Annotated in this window: 17 protein-coding genes and 1 pseudogene; 12 read left to right on the top strand and 6 right to left on the bottom strand. The window is 60.5% G+C overall.

What is annotated here, in order from left to right; all coding sequences use genetic code 11:
- Positions 1-22: 22 nt before the first annotated feature.
- From BLR26_RS09370 to BLR26_RS27295, 7 genes and pseudogenes are all read left to right on the top strand, one after another.
- The gene (locus BLR26_RS09370) at positions 23-604 is read left to right on the top strand and encodes an Rnf-Nqr domain containing protein (protein WP_045197758.1); all 582 of its coding nucleotides are present in this window, start codon (positions 23-25) and stop codon (positions 602-604) included.
- Positions 601-1437: pseudogene (rsxB, locus tag BLR26_RS09365) on the top strand (electron transport complex subunit RsxB); the annotation flags it as partial. The gene BLR26_RS09370 and the pseudogene rsxB, both read left to right, overlap by 4 nt.
- A 4-nt stretch (positions 1438-1441) precedes the next feature.
- Positions 1442-2422 (top strand): RnfABCDGE type electron transport complex subunit D, encoded by a 981-nt coding sequence (locus BLR26_RS09360; RefSeq protein WP_093380146.1) that lies wholly within the window; start codon positions 1442-1444, stop codon positions 2420-2422.
- Positions 2419-3036, top strand: a complete 618-nt coding sequence (locus BLR26_RS09355) for an RnfABCDGE type electron transport complex subunit G (RefSeq protein WP_093380143.1) — start codon at positions 2419-2421, stop codon at positions 3034-3036. The genes BLR26_RS09360 and BLR26_RS09355 overlap by 4 nt, the downstream gene beginning before the upstream one ends.
- Positions 3029-3553, top strand: a complete 525-nt coding sequence (locus BLR26_RS09350; RefSeq protein ID WP_045197749.1) for an Rnf-Nqr domain containing protein — start codon at positions 3029-3031, stop codon at positions 3551-3553. The genes BLR26_RS09355 and BLR26_RS09350 overlap by 8 nt, the downstream gene beginning before the upstream one ends.
- A gap of 4 nt (positions 3554-3557) precedes the next feature.
- On the top strand, positions 3558-4196 hold the full coding sequence (gene nth, locus BLR26_RS09345; protein WP_093380141.1) for an endonuclease III: 639 nt from the start codon (positions 3558-3560) through the stop codon (positions 4194-4196).
- A gap of 105 nt (positions 4197-4301) precedes the next feature.
- Positions 4302-4478, top strand: coding sequence for a PA3496 family putative envelope integrity protein (locus BLR26_RS27295; protein WP_045197746.1), 177 nt, complete (start codon positions 4302-4304; stop codon positions 4476-4478).
- A gap of 62 nt (positions 4479-4540) precedes the next feature.
- Here BLR26_RS27295 and BLR26_RS09335 read toward each other — a convergent pair whose 3' ends face one another.
- Entirely contained in the window at positions 4541-5167 is a 627-nt protein-coding gene (locus BLR26_RS09335; protein WP_045197743.1) for a response regulator transcription factor, read from the bottom strand.
- Between the two features lie 455 nt (positions 5168-5622).
- On the opposite strand from BLR26_RS09335, the gene BLR26_RS27450 reads away from it, so the two are divergent.
- On the top strand, positions 5623-6183 hold the full coding sequence (locus BLR26_RS27450; protein ID WP_249744404.1) for a hypothetical protein: 561 nt from the start codon (positions 5623-5625) through the stop codon (positions 6181-6183).
- A gap of 54 nt (positions 6184-6237) precedes the next feature.
- Here BLR26_RS27450 and BLR26_RS09325 read toward each other — a convergent pair whose 3' ends face one another.
- Positions 6238-7455, bottom strand: coding sequence for an argininosuccinate synthase (locus BLR26_RS09325; RefSeq protein ID WP_038999115.1), 1218 nt, complete (start codon positions 7453-7455; stop codon positions 6238-6240).
- A gap of 129 nt (positions 7456-7584) precedes the next feature.
- Complete coding sequence (locus BLR26_RS09320) at positions 7585-8538, bottom strand: flagellar protein MotY (RefSeq protein ID WP_093380138.1); 954 nt, start codon at positions 8536-8538, stop codon at positions 7585-7587.
- A 130-nt stretch (positions 8539-8668) separates the two neighbouring features.
- Between BLR26_RS09320 and pyrC the strand changes: the two genes are divergently transcribed.
- A complete protein-coding gene (gene pyrC / locus BLR26_RS09315; RefSeq protein WP_093380133.1) occupies positions 8669-9715 on the top strand; it encodes a dihydroorotase in 1047 nt (348 codons plus the stop codon).
- A 56-nt stretch (positions 9716-9771) separates the two neighbouring features.
- Positions 9772-10383: a ribonuclease T gene (gene rnt, locus BLR26_RS09310; protein WP_267954172.1), complete on the top strand. Its 612-nt coding sequence runs from the start codon at positions 9772-9774 to the stop codon at positions 10381-10383.
- A gap of 60 nt (positions 10384-10443) precedes the next feature.
- Here rnt and BLR26_RS09305 read toward each other — a convergent pair whose 3' ends face one another.
- Positions 10444-11046: a peroxiredoxin gene (locus tag BLR26_RS09305; RefSeq protein ID WP_010221038.1), complete on the bottom strand. Its 603-nt coding sequence runs from the start codon at positions 11044-11046 to the stop codon at positions 10444-10446.
- A gap of 234 nt (positions 11047-11280) precedes the next feature.
- On the opposite strand from BLR26_RS09305, the gene BLR26_RS09300 reads away from it, so the two are divergent.
- The gene (locus tag BLR26_RS09300; RefSeq protein WP_010221037.1) at positions 11281-11499 is read left to right on the top strand and encodes a bacterioferritin-associated ferredoxin; all 219 of its coding nucleotides are present in this window, start codon (positions 11281-11283) and stop codon (positions 11497-11499) included.
- Between the two features lie 198 nt (positions 11500-11697).
- Positions 11698-12168, top strand: coding sequence for a bacterioferritin (gene bfr / locus BLR26_RS09295; protein ID WP_045197734.1), 471 nt, complete (start codon positions 11698-11700; stop codon positions 12166-12168).
- 70 nt (positions 12169-12238) lie between these two features.
- On the opposite strand, the gene grxD is transcribed toward bfr, so the two are convergent.
- Together grxD and BLR26_RS09285 are read right to left on the bottom strand one after the other, a co-directional pair.
- Positions 12239-12574: a Grx4 family monothiol glutaredoxin gene (grxD, locus tag BLR26_RS09290; protein ID WP_045197731.1), complete on the bottom strand. Its 336-nt coding sequence runs from the start codon at positions 12572-12574 to the stop codon at positions 12239-12241.
- Positions 12575-12666: 92 nt separating this feature from the next.
- Entirely contained in the window at positions 12667-14775 is a 2109-nt protein-coding gene (locus tag BLR26_RS09285; protein ID WP_093380131.1) for a molybdopterin oxidoreductase family protein, read from the bottom strand.
- Between the last annotated feature and the right edge of the window lie 181 nt (positions 14776-14956).

Below are 14956 nucleotides of genomic sequence, written 5' to 3'. Positions count from 1 at the left end.
AGCCTCAGCATTCGGCCCCCTCATGAGCGAATTCTTCCTGGCCCTGGTCAGCGCTGCGCTGATCAATAACCTGGTCCTGCACCAGGGGCTGGCCATCGACCCCTTGCTGCGCAGCGACACCGATCCGGATCGGCGCCAGGTGCATGCGTTGGGCCTGGCGACCCTGGTGTCGCTGGTAGTGGCGGTCGGGCTTGGGCAACTGATTTATCACCTGGCGTTGCTGCCCCTGCAGCTTGAATACCTGCGCCTGTTCGTGTTCCTGGCGCTGTGCGTGTTACCGATCAAGCCGCTGCTCGCAGTGCTGACACGCCTGCTGCCAACCCTGCCCTTCGACGGTTTGTTGCCCCTGATGGTGGGTAACCTGGCGCTGCTAGGCTTGAGCCTGCAAGCCAGTGAAGGCAGCTATGGGATTTTGCAAACCCTGGGCTGGAGCCTGGGCGGTGGCCTGGGTTTCTGGCTGGCCCTGGGCCTGTTCAGCGACCTGCGCCAGCGCAGCGACCACGATGACATCCCCCTGGCCTTTCGCGGCCTGCCGATCGAGCTGATCGGCGCCGGGATCATGGCCATGGCGTTTCTCGGATTCAACGGACTATTCAACCCATGAGCTTGATTCAACGCATCGACGCCCTGTTGCCGCAGACCCAATGCGGCAAATGTGGCCATCCTGGTTGCCGGCCTTACGCCGAAGGCCTGGCGGCGGGCGAAGCGATCAACAAATGCCCACCCGGAGGCGGCGAAACCATCGCAGCCTTGGCCAAGCTGTTGCACGTGCCGGTGATCGAACTCGACCACGAGCGCGGCCGTGCACCGGCGCAAGTCGCCTATATCCGTGAAGCCGAATGTATCGGCTGCACCAAATGCATCCAGGCCTGCCCGGTGGACGCCATCATCGGTGCCGCCAAGCTGATGCACACCGTGATCAGCGCCGAATGCACCGGCTGCGACCTGTGCGTGGCACCGTGCCCGGTGGACTGCATCGACCTGCTGCCATTGACCGCCAACAGCAACATCGTGCCGATTGTCGGTGGCCTGGCCGAAGACACCCAGACCCTCGAGGCCCGCAGCCACAAACGTAACCAGGCGCGGCGGCGCTTCGAGCAGCGCAACAACCGCCTGCAGCGCGAAGAAGCCCGCAAGCAGGCCGACCGCCTGGCCCGCAGCCAGCGTGCGGCCACTGCCACAATCACCACGCCGGGCGCCACTGTCGACGACCCGATCAAGGCCGCCATCGAACGGGTCAAGGCGCAGAAAGCCGCGGCCGCCGATGCAGCGCTGAAGCAGGCAAAAATCGCCGCCGCCATGAGCCGGGCGCAACTGAGCAAGGCCCGAAGCGCCTTTGGCGAGGCGCCGAACCAGGCCCAGCAAGCACAATTGGCTGAACTTGAGCACGAAGCGCAACAGGCCCAGGCTCGCCTGCAAGCACTGCAACCGGCGGCCGCCAATGGCCACGGCTGATAGCAGCGAGCGCCTGCGCAGCACCATGGCCATGGTGCTGCTGGCCAGCGCACCCGGGTTGCTGACCCTGCTGTGGCTGCATGGCTGGGGGCTGCTGCTGAACCTGCTGCTGTGCGCCGTTGCGGCGCTGGCGACTGAAGCGGCGCTGCTGCGACTGCAACAACGGCCAGGCCTGCCGGCGCTGAACGACGGCAGCGCCCTGGTGACTGCGGTGCTGCTGACAGCGGCACTGCCCGCCTACGCGCCCTGGTGGCTGCCAGCAATTGCCGCCAGCAGTGCCATTGCCCTGGGCAAGCAACTGTACGGCGGCGTCGGCAAGAACCTGTTCAACCCGGCGATGCTCGGCTATGCGCTGGTGTTGCTGTCGTTCCCGCAGCACATGACCCAGTGGCCGGTCACCCAGGTGCTGGGCCTGACCGACACGCTGCAGCAAGTGTTCGGCCTTGATTTGGGCAACCAGCCCGACGCCTGGGCGCAAGCCACGGTACTCGACGGCCTGCGCAACAACCGCAGCCTGACCATCGATGAATTGTTCGCCAGTCATCCAGGCTTCGGCCACCTTGGCGGTCGCGGCAGCGAATTCGTCAACCTGGCCTTTTTGCTCGGCGGCTTGCTTCTGGTGCAACGCAAGGTCATCAGTTGGCATGCGCCGCTCGGCCTGCTGGCCAGCCTGTTCGTGGCCAGCCTGCTGTGCTGGAACGGCTCGGGCTCGGACTCAAACGGCTCGCCGTTGCTGCACCTGCTGTCCGGTTCAACCATGCTGGTGGCGTTCTTCATTGTCACCGAGCCGGTTTCAGGAGCGAAAAGCCCGAAGGCCAAGCTGCTGTTTGGCGTCGGCGCGGGCTTGCTCATCTACCTGATCAGAACCTGGGGCAGCTACCCCGACGGCGCCGCCTTCGCGGTCCTGCTGATGAATCTTTGTGTTCCGTCCCTGGAGCGCTGGGCAGAACGCGGGCAAACATCATGAGCACCTCGTCGATTCGCACCACCGCCCTGCTACTGAGCCTTGCCGTGCTGGCCGTGGGTGGTACGGTGCTTTGGCAACAGTTCACCACCGCGCGCATCACTGCCGCCGAGCAGCAACTCAAGGCCCAACGCTGGCTGAGCGTGCTGGCGCAGCAGGCCTACGACAACCAACCGCTGCAACAGCCCCTGACTCTGGGCGCCACCAACCTGGACCACAGCCGGCTGCTCGCAGGCTATCTGGCAACCTTGAAAGGCCAGCCGAGCGCCGTTGTGCTGCACAGCCAGAGCCAGGGTTACGGCGGCCCGCTGGACCTGCTGATTGCCATTGATGAGGGGGGTCGCCTGATCGGCGTCAAGGTGCTGCAACAACAGGAGACGCCAGGCCTGGGCGGCAAGCTGATGGAACCCGGCAACACCTGGCTGCAAGGCTTTGTCGGCAACAGCCGGCAAAACACGCCTGATTCAGCCTGGGCGCTCAAGCGTGACAACGGCCAGTTCGATCAGTTGGCCGGTGCCACCGTCACCTCCCGCGCCGTCATTCAAGCCACCCACGATGCCCTGCGCTATTTCGACGAGCATCGCCAACAGTTGCTAAGCGCAGGTGCGGATGAATAGACAATGGCTCGCTGCAATAAGCCTGGCGCCCGTGCTGGGCGCCACCCAGACATTGCTGCAGGCCAGCACCATGGCGCTGCTAAGCCTGCTGGCCGTTGGCCTGCACCGTCTGTGCATGACACCCCTGCGCAAACAGCTGGACGCTGACGCCCGCCTGTTCGCAAGCGTGCTGATGGCCGCCCTGCTGGTCACCTGCCTTGAGCTAGGCTTGCGCGCCTGGGCCCTGCCGCTGGCACTGGAGCTGGGCCGCTATCCGGCATTGATCGCCGTACAATGCCTGCTGTTCGAGCTGGCCCTGGGTAACAGTGCCCGCTGGCGTACCGCAGCTACCACACTGGCAGCATTTGCTGCGCTGTGCATGGCCGCGGGGTTCACGCGCCAGCTGCTCAGTGAGTTTGCCAACCTGCGCCTGGCCGGCATGTTGCCCGGCGCCTTGATCCTTCTGGGCCTGATACTCGCCCTGTATAACCGGGTTTGCCAACGGCGAGCCCTTTCCCGTCGTCAAGGAACACTTTGACCCCATGAATGCCGCCAAACGCCTGGAAATTTTTCGCAGGTTGCATGAAGACAACCCCGAGCCGAAAACCGAGCTGGCCTACACCAGTCCTTTCGAACTGCTGATTGCGGTCATCCTCTCGGCACAAGCTACCGACGTCAGCGTGAACAAGGCCACGGCCAAACTGTACCCGGTCGCCAATACCCCGCAAGCCATCCATGCCCTGGGTGTTGACGGCCTGTCGGAGTACATCAAGACCATCGGCCTGTACAACAGCAAGGCGAAAAACGTCATCGAAACCTGTCGCCTGCTGATGGAGCAACATGGCAGCCAGGTACCAGAAACCCGAGAAGCGCTTGAAGCACTACCCGGGGTTGGCCGCAAGACCGCCAACGTGGTGCTCAACACCGCCTTTCGGCAACTGGCCATGGCCGTTGATACGCATATTTTCCGGGTCAGCAACCGCACCGGCATTGCCCCGGGCAAGACCGTTCTGGAAGTTGAAAAGGCCTTGATGAAGTTCGTGCCCAAGCCGTACCTGCTTGACGCCCACCATTGGTTGATCCTGCACGGGCGCTATGTGTGCCAGGCGCGCAAACCCCGTTGCGGTAGTTGCCGGATCGAAGATTTGTGCGAGTACAAGCAGAAAACTTCGGACGATTGAGCCGATAGTGAAAAGACAGCTTGGTCGATTGAAAAAATCTTTTTTACCCGGTCAAAATTTCTCGCTATAAGGTGCGCCAATGGCCCTCTTGGCTTGGAGTGACTTATGAGCACCGATAAAGAAGACCTGGTTGTAGATGATGACATCGTCACTGAAGACGCAGACGACGAGGTCCCGGTTGAAGTGGCAAAAACCAACCTGAGCAAACGCCGCACCATCGACAACCTGCTGGAAGAGCGTCGCTTGCAAAAACAGCTGGCCGATTACGACTTCGACCTCTGAAGGATCGATACCGACAGATCACAAAAGCCTCCTTGATGGAGGCTTTGTTGTTTCCGGGCATTTCAAACAAGCCCGTTGCGCTGGGCCAGTTCGATCAGGTCAACCAACGAGCGAGCATTGAGTTTGAGCAATAATCGCGTTTTGTAGGTACTCACCGTCTTGTTGCTGAGGAACATGCCATCGGCAATCTCCTTGTTGGTTTTTCCGCGGGCCAGTTGCTGCAGCACCATCATCTCCCGGCCTGACAAACGCTCGACCATGTCCGCCTCGCTGGCGCCGCCCAGGTTCGAGCGAACCGAATGCAGCGCCTGGTTGGGGAAGTAGCTATACCCGGAAAGCACTGCCTTGATAGCGCTAAGCAACTCGGTCAGGTCCTGTTGCTTGCAGACATAGCCCGCAGCCCCTGCCTGCATGCAGCGCATGGAAAAATGCCCGGGCGCCTGCGAGGTCAATACCAGCACTTTGATGCTGGCATTGTTGGCGGTCAGCCGGGCGATCACCTCAAGGCCGTCAAGTTTGGGGATGCCGATGTCCAGGATAACGATATCCGGACCATGCTCGCGTGCCAGCTGCAATGCGTCCACGCCGTTATCCGTCTCGGCAATGACTTCATAACCATGCCGCTCCATCAACATGCGTACAGCCAGGCGAATGACCGGATGATCATCCACGATCAGGACTTTATTCATGGGCAAAATCCAATTGTTCGCTGTTCTATTTTTTGAGCCAGCACAATAGCCTAGTTACACGACATATTGTATTGCGCCATTAACAAGCAAATGCACACAAGGACACAACCTACAACCATTAAAGAATTATCCTACAAGCGGGAAATACCAATAACTCTTTAAGGAATCAACACCTCGCTGGTAATTGCAGACCGTGTAAAGGCCGTACAAAACTTTCTCTATCACGGTAGCACCAGAGAATAAAATAACCTATAAAACCCAGCCTTATTACCTGAAGGAAATGTCCTATAGACTTGTTTGATAAAACCAATATTGCAATCTGTGTATAATCGTTACATATCCGTATTGGACACATTACCCAACCGAGAAACACAGCATGCTGCCTGGCATGGCGCAGCCCATGTAAACCTCGCAGCCACTGCGAACTTGCCCCGGTGGGCACATGGGAATCCTGGATGAGCAAAATCGAGCCGAAAAGCCCTTTGACGATCATTGCGATTTTCGCCGGCATCATCGAAGCCTCGGCGCTAGCCTCGCTGCCATTTCTGGGTGAAGACAGCCAGGGTATTTATACCTGGTTCCTGGTGGGCTTTCCGTTCTTCCTCACGGTATTGTTTTTCCTGACCCTTAACTTCAACTACAAATCCCTTTACTCACCTGAGTTGAACAAGCCGATACCTGGCGTTACTCCAACACCTGACACTGCCGACTCAAAAACTACTCTTGAGCCTCCAGTACCCGCCCTTGTTACTTCCAGTCCGGTTGATACTCCAGCCGACCGCCCCATAGAAACTCCGAAAGCAATCGAAACAGCGAATGCACCCGCCATTAATAGCGGATGCACTACCGTCACGATTGCGCTGCGCGGCCCGGCAGCGGCCGACTTGATAAGCTACTTCGCCTTGCACGCACTCAAATCCCCGCCCGCACCGGACAGCAAATGGATTTTGTGCAACCTCGATAGCGGCAGGCAAACCGTGTTGCTGACGCGGCCGTTGAATGGTCCGGCACACTAATGTTCAGGCAAAAAAAACCCCGGCACAGGCCGGGGTTCTTCTGCACAACAAGCCTCAGACCAGCTTGCGGCCCTTGTTCGCAGCAATACGCATGCGCAGGGCATTGAGCTTGATGAAGCCCGCTGCGTCGGCCTGGTTGTAGGCGCCGCCATCTTCTTCGAAGGTGGCGATGTTGGCGTCGAACAGCGAATCGTCGGACTTGCGGCCGGTGACGATGACGTTGCCTTTGTACAGCTTCAGGCGCACGACACCGTTCACGTTGACCTGCGAAGCGTCGATCATCTGTTGCAGCATCAGACGCTCAGGGCTCCACCAGTAGCCGGTATAGATCAGGCTGGCGTACTTGACCATCAGCTCATCTTTGAGGTGAGCGACTTCGCGGTCCAGGGTGATCGACTCGATCGCCCGGTGGGCGCGCAGCATGATGGTGCCGCCTGGAGTTTCGTAGCAGCCGCGGGACTTCATGCCGACGTAACGGTTTTCGACGATGTCCAGACGACCGATACCGTTCTCGCCGCCGATGCGGTTGAGGGTGGCCAGCACCGTGGCCGGCGACATTTCAACGCCGTCCAGGGCAACGATGTCGCCGTTGCGGTAGGTCAGTTCCAGGTAGGTCGGAACGTCCGGAGCGGTTTCTGGCGACTTGGTCCAGCGCCACATGTCTTCTTCGTGCTCGGTCCAGGTATCTTCCAGCACGCCGCCTTCATACGAGATGTGCAGCAGGTTGGCGTCCATCGAGTACGGCGACTTCTTCTTGCCGTGACGTTCGATCGGGATGCCGTGCTTCTCGGCGTAGTCCATCAGTTTTTCACGGGACAGCAGGTCCCATTCACGCCATGGCGCGATGACCTTGACGCCTGGCTTGAGGGCGTAGGCACCCAGTTCGAAACGGACCTGGTCGTTGCCTTTGCCGGTGGCACCATGGGAAATGGCATCGGCGCCGGTTTCGTTGGCGATTTCGATCAGGCGCTTGGCGATCAGCGGACGAGCGATGGAAGTACCCAGCAGGTACTCGCCCTCGTAGACGGTGTTGGCGCGGAACATCGGGAACACGAAGTCGCGTACGAACTCTTCGCGCAGGTCATCGATGTAGATTTCCTTGACGCCCATGGCCTGGGCCTTGGCGCGGGCCGGTTCGACCTCTTCGCCTTGTCCAAGGTCAGCGGTGAAGGTCACCACTTCACAGTTGTAGGTATCCTGCAGCCACTTGAGAATCACCGAAGTATCAAGGCCGCCGGAATACGCCAGTACGACCTTTTTTACGTCCGCCATGCCATCACTCCACGGGGTTGTACGGAAAGCCGTCGATTCTACCGGCCTTGCGACAAAATTTACAGTGGGGCGACAGCTTGTGACGACAAAGCGACAGGAACTGTCGAGAGCGCGACGGACGGTCGCACCTCAGGACTTGGCGACGGGCTTCGCGGTACTGGCTGCGGCAGCAGGTGCGGCCGGTGGTTTGGCTGCAGGTTCAACGGGCTTTTCCAGGGGTTTTTCGACAGGCGTAACCCGATCAAGCTGAATATTCACCCGTCGGTTGCGCGCGCGGTTGGCTGCGCTGTTGTTGCGCGCCAGCGGATAACGCTCGCCATGGAAGCGCACGGTGATCTGCTCTTCGGGAATACCGTGGGCCTTGAGGTACTCCATCACCGCCAGTGCCCGGCGCCGCGACAGGTCGCGGTTGGTCAGGCGGTTGCCGCTGTTGTCGGAGTGCCCGTCGAGTTCGATATGGTTAACAGTGGGGTCGGCCTTGAGGAAGTCGAGGATCACGTCCAGGCGTGCCCGGGCATCGGCATCCAGGTCAATGCCGCCGCCCGGAAAGCCGACCCGCGCCTGACGCACCTGGTCATAATTCATCGGCAAAAGTTTTGCCGCGCAGGCCTGATAGTCGCCGTAGGCCTTGCTGAACTTGACCGGCAACACCCGCACTTCCATGGTTCGCCCGGCTTCACCGGCGTAGTTGCGCACCACGGTGCTACGGCCATCGAGCAGGCCGTTGATCAAGCGGCTGGCCTGGCCCTGGGAACTGGTAAAAAGCACGCCGCTGCGGGCCATGCGCACCGCGCCCAGGTTGATATCGCCACGTCCGGGCTGCCACGGCGCGGCCGCCGCCAGCAGGGTGGCGGAACCGGCACCAAGGACGTTACTGCTTGAGCGCAGCTGGAAAGTTGGCTGCTCGCCGGCCCGGCGAACGAACTCGCCGCTGCCGAAATCGGCAATGGGTTGAACCAGCCGACATTCGAACTGATCGCCTTCGACCTTCCACTCGACGTTCTCCAGACGGGTCTGGAAAGTGAGTGCCATGGCGGGCATGCTGGCAAACACACTGAGCAGGGCTAGATAACGCTGGCGCACGGGCGGCTCCACAGATTTTCACGGTATACCTGCACGCTATCGGTCGGTCGCGGCAAAACTTGATAGCGAGTGCTCGTAACCGGCTTTTCCGGTAGCATTCACCTTGAGTTCGACCCGCCTGGAATCCCCAATGTCCGACCGCCTGACCCTCCTGCGTCCCGACGACTGGCACATCCATCTTCGTGATGGCGCTGTATTGCCGCATACCGTCGGTGACGTTGCGCGCACCTTTGCCCGCGCAATCATCATGCCCAACCTGGTACCACCGGTGCGCAACGCCGCCCAAGCCGGTGCCTACCGTGAGCGCATCCTTGCCGCACGCCCTGCCGGCAGCCGTTTCGAGCCGCTGATGGTGCTGTACCTCACCGACCGCACCCAGCCCGAGGAAATCCGCGCGGCCAAGGCCACCGGTTTTGTCCATGCCGCCAAGATGTATCCAGCCGGCGCGACGACCAACTCCGATTCCGGCGTCACCAGTGTCGACAAGATCTTCCCGGTGCTCGAAGCCATGGCCGAGGTCGGCATGCCACTGCTGGTGCACGGTGAAGTAACGCGCCCCGAGATCGACGTGTTCGACCGCGAGAAGCTGTTCATCGACGAGCACCTGCGCCGTGTGGTCGAGCGCTTCCCGACCCTCAAGGTGGTGTTCGAACACATCACCACCAGCGAAGCCGTGCAGTTCGTCAACGAGGCCCCGGCCAACGTCGGCGCGACCATCACTGCCCAGCACCTGCTGTACAACCGCAACCACATGCTGGTGGGCGGCATTCGTCCGCACTTCTATTGCCTGCCGATCCTCAAGCGCAACACCCACCAGGTGGCTTTGCTGGACGCCGCCACCAGCGGCAGCAGCAAGTTCTTCCTCGGTACCGACTCGGCGCCACATGCCCAGCACGCCAAGGAAGCCGCCTGTGGCTGTGCCGGCTGCTACACCGCCTATGCCGCGATCGAGTTGTACGCCGAGGCATTCGAGCAGCGTAACGCGCTGGACAAGCTCGAAGGCTTCGCCAGCCTGCACGGCCCAAGCTTCTATGGCCTACCGGCCAACACCGATACGATTACCCTGGTCCGCGACAGCTGGACCGCCCCAAGCAGCTTGCCGTTCGGCGAGCAGACCGTTATCCCGCTGCGCGCCGGTGAGCAACTGCGCTGGCGCCTGCTGGAGGAAACTGCGTGAGCGAAGATCAGTACGAAGACGACCAGGAAGGTCATGGCGGCGGTCCGCGCCACCCGATGGCTGAACGCTTTCGCGGTTACCTGCCGGTAGTGGTCGACGTCGAGACCGGCGGTTTCAACAGCGCCACCGACGCCCTGCTGGAAATCGCCGCAGTCACCATCGGCATGGACGAAAAGGGCTTCCTGTTCCCGGAACACACCTATTTCTTCCGCGTCGAGCCGTTCGAAGGCGCCAACATCGAGCAAGCGGCCCTGGAGTTCACCGGGATCAAGCTCGATCATCCGCTGCGCATGGCCGTCAGCGAAGAGTCGGCGCTGACCGACATCTTCCGTGGCGTGCGCAAGGCGCTCAAGGCCAATGGCTGCAAACGGGCGATCCTGGTCGGCCACAACAGCAGCTTCGACCTGGGCTTCCTCAATGCCGCCGTGGCCCGCCACGACATGAAGCGCAACCCGTTTCATCCGTTCTCAAGCTTCGACACCGCTACCCTGGCCGGCCTTGCCTATGGCCAGACCGTGCTGGCGCGGGCCTGCCAGAGCGCCGACATCGACTTCGATGGCCGTGAGGCGCATTCGGCGCGTTACGACACCGAGAAGACTGCCGAGCTGTTCTGCGGCATCGTCAACCGCTGGAAAGAAATGGGCGGCTGGCAGGACTTCAACGACTGAAGCCTGTGCACCGCGCATAAAAAAACCGGCCATCAAGGCCGGTTTTTTTATGCCTGGCAATTACAGCTTGCCAGCGTTCTCGCTCAGGTAAGCAGCAACGCCTTCTGGCGAAGCGGTCATGCCCTTGTCGCCTTTTTTCCAGTTGGCAGGGCAGACTTCGCCGTGCTCTTCGTGGAATTGCAGGGCGTCGACCAGACGCAGCAGTTCGTCCATGTTACGGCCCAGTGGCAGGTCGTTGACGATCTGCGAGCGGACAACGCCCTTGTCGTCGATCAGGAAGGCGCCACGGAAAGCTACGCCGCCTTCGGACTCTACGTCGTAGGCCTTGGCGATGTCGTGCTTCATGTCGGCAGCCATGATGTACTGGACCTGACCGATGCCGCCGGCATTGATCGGGGTGTTGCGCCAGGCGTTGTGGGTGAAGTGCGAGTCGATCGACACGGCGATCACTTCAACGTTACGCGCCTTGAATTCGGCCATGCGGTGGTCCAGGGCGATCAGCTCGGACGGGCAGACGAAGGTGAAGTCCAGCGGGTAGAAGAACACCAGGCCGTACTTGCCCTTGATGGCCGAAGCCAGGTTGAAGCTGTCGACGATTTCGCCGTTGCCCAGAACAGCTGGAACGGTGAAGTCCGGGGCATTTTTGCCAACGAGTACGCTCATGCGATATCTCCTGATGGGGTGGAATCATCTTGCACAGGCCAGCATGCACTGGCCTAGCAGCGAAATGGCCGACCATCATACACCGCCCGGCGCCGCTCGCCGAATTTCAGTCCGAACGCTCGACAATCTGCCGTCGGTCGCTCTAGTTCGCCTATTACAGAAAGAGTTTTGACAAGCATTCTCATTAACATTAACCTTCTTCGCATTGAGCCTTAACCAGCGATGGTCAGCCCTATGTATGTGTGTCTTTGTGTTGGTGTGACCGACGGACAGATCCGCGATGCGATCTATGAAGGATGCTGCAGCTACAAGGAAGTCAGAAGCGCCACCAACGTGGCCAGCCAGTGTGGCAAATGTGCCTGCCTGGCCAAGCAGGTGGTGCGCGAAACCCTCACCGAGCTTCAGGTCAGCCAGGCTGCCCTGCCCTATCCTGTAGAATTTACTGCAGCATAATTCAACGAATTCCAAGAACCGGACCCAGTGTCCGGTTTTTTTATTCCTGTAATTCAAGTAGTTAGGGGTTTAACGCGGAACACAAACATTCTTATTCCGATTAATTTTCATTTATTATTCAATAACTTAGGTTTGACAGTAGAAGTTGCGGGGCTCAGACTTGCCTTTATAGACACACTTACAGGGCAGGACCCCATCATGAAAGGCGACGTTAGCGTCATCCAGCATCTCAACAAGATCCTCGGAAACGAGCTGGTCGCAATCAACCAATACTTCCTGCATGCGCGCATGTACGAAGACTGGGGTCTGGAGAAACTCGGCAAGCACGAGTACAAAGAATCCATCGAAGAGATGAAACACGCTGACAAACTGATCAAGCGTATTCTGTTCCTCGAAGGCATCCCCAACGTCCAGGACCTGGGCAAGTTGCTGATTGGTGAACACACCAAGGAAATGCTCGAGTGCGACCTGAAGATCGAGCAAAAAGGCCTGGTCGACCTCAAGGCCGCCATCGCCCACTGTGAGACCGTCGGCGACTTCGGCAGCCGTGAGCTGCTCGAAGACATCCTCGAAGCCGAGGAAGAGCACATCGACTGGCTGGAAACCCAGCTGAGCCTGATCGACAAGGTCTCCCTGGAGAACTACCTGCAGTCGCAGATGGGCGAGTAAGTTCGCTGCCCTGCCCTACAGGCACAAAAAAGCCCCGCACTGCGGGGCTTTTTTTTGCCCAAACCTGGGGTCAGGCCTTGGCCGCCTCAGCCTTGGCTGCAGCGTCCTTGATCAGGGTCTGCAGTTCGCCGTTGGCAAACATCTCAGCCATGATGTCGGAACCGCCAACCAGCTCGCCGGCAACCCACAGCTGTGGGAAGGTCGGCCAGTTGGCGTATTTTGGCAGGTTGGCGCGGATTTCCGGATTCTGCAGGATATCCACGTAAGCGAATTTCTCGCCGCAACCCATCACGGCTTGCGCCGCCTTGGCCGAAAAACCGCACTGCGGGGCATTCGGCGAGCCTTTCATGTAAAGCAGAATGGTGTTGTTGGCAATCTGCTCTTTGATTGTTTCGATGATATCCATGAAGCACCTCGCGGCTGAACTTTCCGACCTGGTTGTCGGCACGGTGACGCATTGTATCGGAAAGCCGAGCAGGACGCTCGGCCTTGCCGATATCAGGCCGCAACCACCTGCACTGGCACGCCGTTAAGCGCCGCATTACCCGACACCGCATCGAGCTGGCGCTCATCGGTGAGGTCGTTGGCACTGGCACCGGGCTGGCCCTGGGCGATTTCCATGCGTACCCCGGCACGGGCATGGCCAAAGCCATGCGGCAGGCTGACCACCCCCGGCATCATGTCGCTGCTGGCCTGCACTTCGACCTCGATTTCGCCGACCCGCGAGCTGACACGCACACGCTGGCCATCCTGCAACTGGCGACCCGCCAGGTCGTCCGGGTGCATCAACAACTGATGACGGGGTTTGCCTTTCACCAGGCGATGATAGTTGTGCATCCATGAATTATTGCTGCGCACATGGCGGCGCCCGATCAGCAGCAGTTGACCCGCCGCCAGCGGCTGCTGCCCGGCAAAGCGCTGCAGGTCGCCGAGGATCTCCTGGGGTGCGGCCTGAATCCGTTGGTTAGCCGTCTTCAGGCGTGCAGCAAGGTTGGGCTGCAGCGGGCCCAGGTCGATACCATGGGGGTGCTGGTCGAGGGTCTCAAGCGACAGCTTGAACGCCGAGGCCTCGCCATAGCGGCCCTGGCGCAGGCCGATATCGATCATTTGTGCCGGCGGCAGGGTCGGTTTCAAAGGCTTGTCGCTAAGGGCGGCAAAGGCCTTGGCCAGGCCGACGAAGATTTCCCAGTCATGCAAGGCACCTTCGGGCTTGGGCAGGATGGCCCGATTGAAGCGGCTGACATTGCGCACCGCAAACAGGTTGAAGGTGGTGTCGTAGTGATCGTTCTCCAATGCCGAGGTGGACGGCAGGATCAGGTCGGCGTAACGGGTGGTCTCGTTGATGTACAGGTCGATGCTGAGCATGAACTCAAGACCGTCCAGGGCGCGTTCAAGCTGGCGGCCATTGGGCGTGGACAACACCGGGTTGCCCGCCACCGTCACCAGCGCGCGAACCTGCCCCTGGCCTTCAACCAGCATCTCTTCGGCCAGGGCCGCCACCGGTAATTCGCCGCCATACTCGGGCAGCCCCGAGACCCGGCTCTGCCAGGCATTGAAATGCCCGCCTGAAGTACTCGCCACCAGATCCACCGCAGGCTCGGTACACAGCGCGCCACCGACACGGTCGAGGTTGCCGCTGACCAGGTTGAGCAACTGCACCAGCCAGTGGCACAAGGTGCCGAAGGCCTGGGTCGAGACACCCATGCGCCCGTAGCAGACGGCCTTGTCGGCGCTGGCGAAATCCCGCGCCAACTGGCGTATCACCGTGGCGTCGACACCGCATAGGGCGCTCATGGCCTCGGCGGTGAACGGCGCAATGGCCGCTTGTACCCTGTCCAGGCCATCCACCGGCAAGGCCGAGGGGCGAGTCAGGCCTTCGCCAAACAGGGTGTTGAGCAGGCCACAGAGCAGCGCCGCGTCAGTGCCGGGGCGAATGAACACATGCTGGTCGGCCATCGCCGCAGTCTCGCTGCGGCGCGGGTCGACCACCACCAACTTGCCGCCACGGGCCTGGATCGCCTTAAGGCGTTTCTCGACGTCCGGCACGGTCATGATGCTGCCGTTGGAGGCCAGCGGGTTGCCGCCCAGGATCAGCATGAACTCGGTGTGGTCGATGTCAGGGATCGGCAACAACAAGCCGTGGCCGTACATCAGGTAGCTGGTCAGGTGGTGCGGCAGCTGGTCCACCGAGGTGGCGGAGAAACGATTGCGGGTCTTGAGCAGGCCGAGGAAGTAGTTGCTGTGGGTCATCAACCCGTAGTTGTGCACGCTGGGGTTGCCCTGGTAGACCGCCACGGCGTTCTGCCCATGGGCCTGCTGGATGGCCCAGAGCTTTTGCGCAGCCAGCGCAAAGGCCTCCTCCCAGCTGATGGCTTGCCAGCTGTCACCGACACGCTTGTGCGGCGCGCGCAGTCGGTCAGGATCGTTCTGGATATCCTGCAGGGCCACCGCCTTGGGGCAGATGTGGCCGCGACTGAAGCTGTCTTCGGGGTCGCCCTTGATCGAGCTGATACGCAGTGGGGCGTCGGGCTCGTGGGTGATTTCCAGGGTCAAGCCGCAGATGGCTTCGCACAGATGACAGGCACGGTGATGCTGGGTCTTGTTCATGGCCACCTCTTGCTCGGGTGTCTGGGATCAACCGACTATGAGCCTGACCCGAGCTTGCGGCCAGTGAGGTTCGTCGCGTGAATCTTCGTCCATCAGGCAAGGCGATTCAGCGCAGGCCCGCTACCGGGTTTGCCAAGGCGCTGGCAGGCAGTGTAAAACCCTTGTGCAGCGTATAAAAAAA

The sequence above is a fragment of the Pseudomonas sp. UC 17F4 genome (assembly GCF_900101695.1).
In the GTDB taxonomy this organism is placed as follows: domain Bacteria; phylum Pseudomonadota; class Gammaproteobacteria; order Pseudomonadales; family Pseudomonadaceae; genus Aquipseudomonas.
The sequence above is the reverse complement of the archived record's forward strand: the minus strand, read 5'-3'. Positions and strand labels throughout refer to the sequence as shown.

Bases quoted from the DNA above. Each gene is read 5' to 3' on its own strand.
- nth (WP_093380141.1), top strand. From the start codon at position 3,558: ATGAATGCCGCCAAACGCCTGGAAATTTTTCGCAGGTTGCATGAAGAC.
- BLR26_RS09360 (WP_093380146.1), top strand. From the start codon at position 1,442: ATGGCCACGGCTGATAGCAGCGAGCGCCTGCGCAGCACCATGGCCATG.
- BLR26_RS09285 (WP_093380131.1), bottom strand. From the start codon at position 14,775: ATGAACAAGACCCAGCATCACCGTGCCTGTCATCTGTGCGAAGCCATC.
- rnt (WP_267954172.1), top strand. From the start codon at position 9,772: ATGGCTGAACGCTTTCGCGGTTACCTGCCGGTAGTGGTCGACGTCGAG.
- BLR26_RS09355 (WP_093380143.1), top strand. From the start codon at position 2,419: ATGAGCACCTCGTCGATTCGCACCACCGCCCTGCTACTGAGCCTTGCC.
- BLR26_RS09300 (WP_010221037.1), top strand. From the start codon at position 11,281: ATGTATGTGTGTCTTTGTGTTGGTGTGACCGACGGACAGATCCGCGAT.
- BLR26_RS09370 (WP_045197758.1), top strand. From the start codon at position 23: ATGAGCGAATTCTTCCTGGCCCTGGTCAGCGCTGCGCTGATCAATAAC.
- grxD (WP_045197731.1), bottom strand. From the start codon at position 12,574: ATGGATATCATCGAAACAATCAAAGAGCAGATTGCCAACAACACCATT.
- BLR26_RS27450 (WP_249744404.1), top strand. From the start codon at position 5,623: ATGAGCAAAATCGAGCCGAAAAGCCCTTTGACGATCATTGCGATTTTC.
- BLR26_RS09335 (WP_045197743.1), bottom strand. From the start codon at position 5,167: ATGAATAAAGTCCTGATCGTGGATGATCATCCGGTCATTCGCCTGGCT.
- BLR26_RS09350 (WP_045197749.1), top strand. From the start codon at position 3,029: ATGAATAGACAATGGCTCGCTGCAATAAGCCTGGCGCCCGTGCTGGGC.
- pyrC (WP_093380133.1), top strand. From the start codon at position 8,669: ATGTCCGACCGCCTGACCCTCCTGCGTCCCGACGACTGGCACATCCAT.
- bfr (WP_045197734.1), top strand. From the start codon at position 11,698: ATGAAAGGCGACGTTAGCGTCATCCAGCATCTCAACAAGATCCTCGGA.
- BLR26_RS09305 (WP_010221038.1), bottom strand. From the start codon at position 11,046: ATGAGCGTACTCGTTGGCAAAAATGCCCCGGACTTCACCGTTCCAGCT.
- BLR26_RS27295 (WP_045197746.1), top strand. From the start codon at position 4,302: ATGAGCACCGATAAAGAAGACCTGGTTGTAGATGATGACATCGTCACT.
- BLR26_RS09325 (WP_038999115.1), bottom strand. From the start codon at position 7,455: ATGGCGGACGTAAAAAAGGTCGTACTGGCGTATTCCGGCGGCCTTGAT.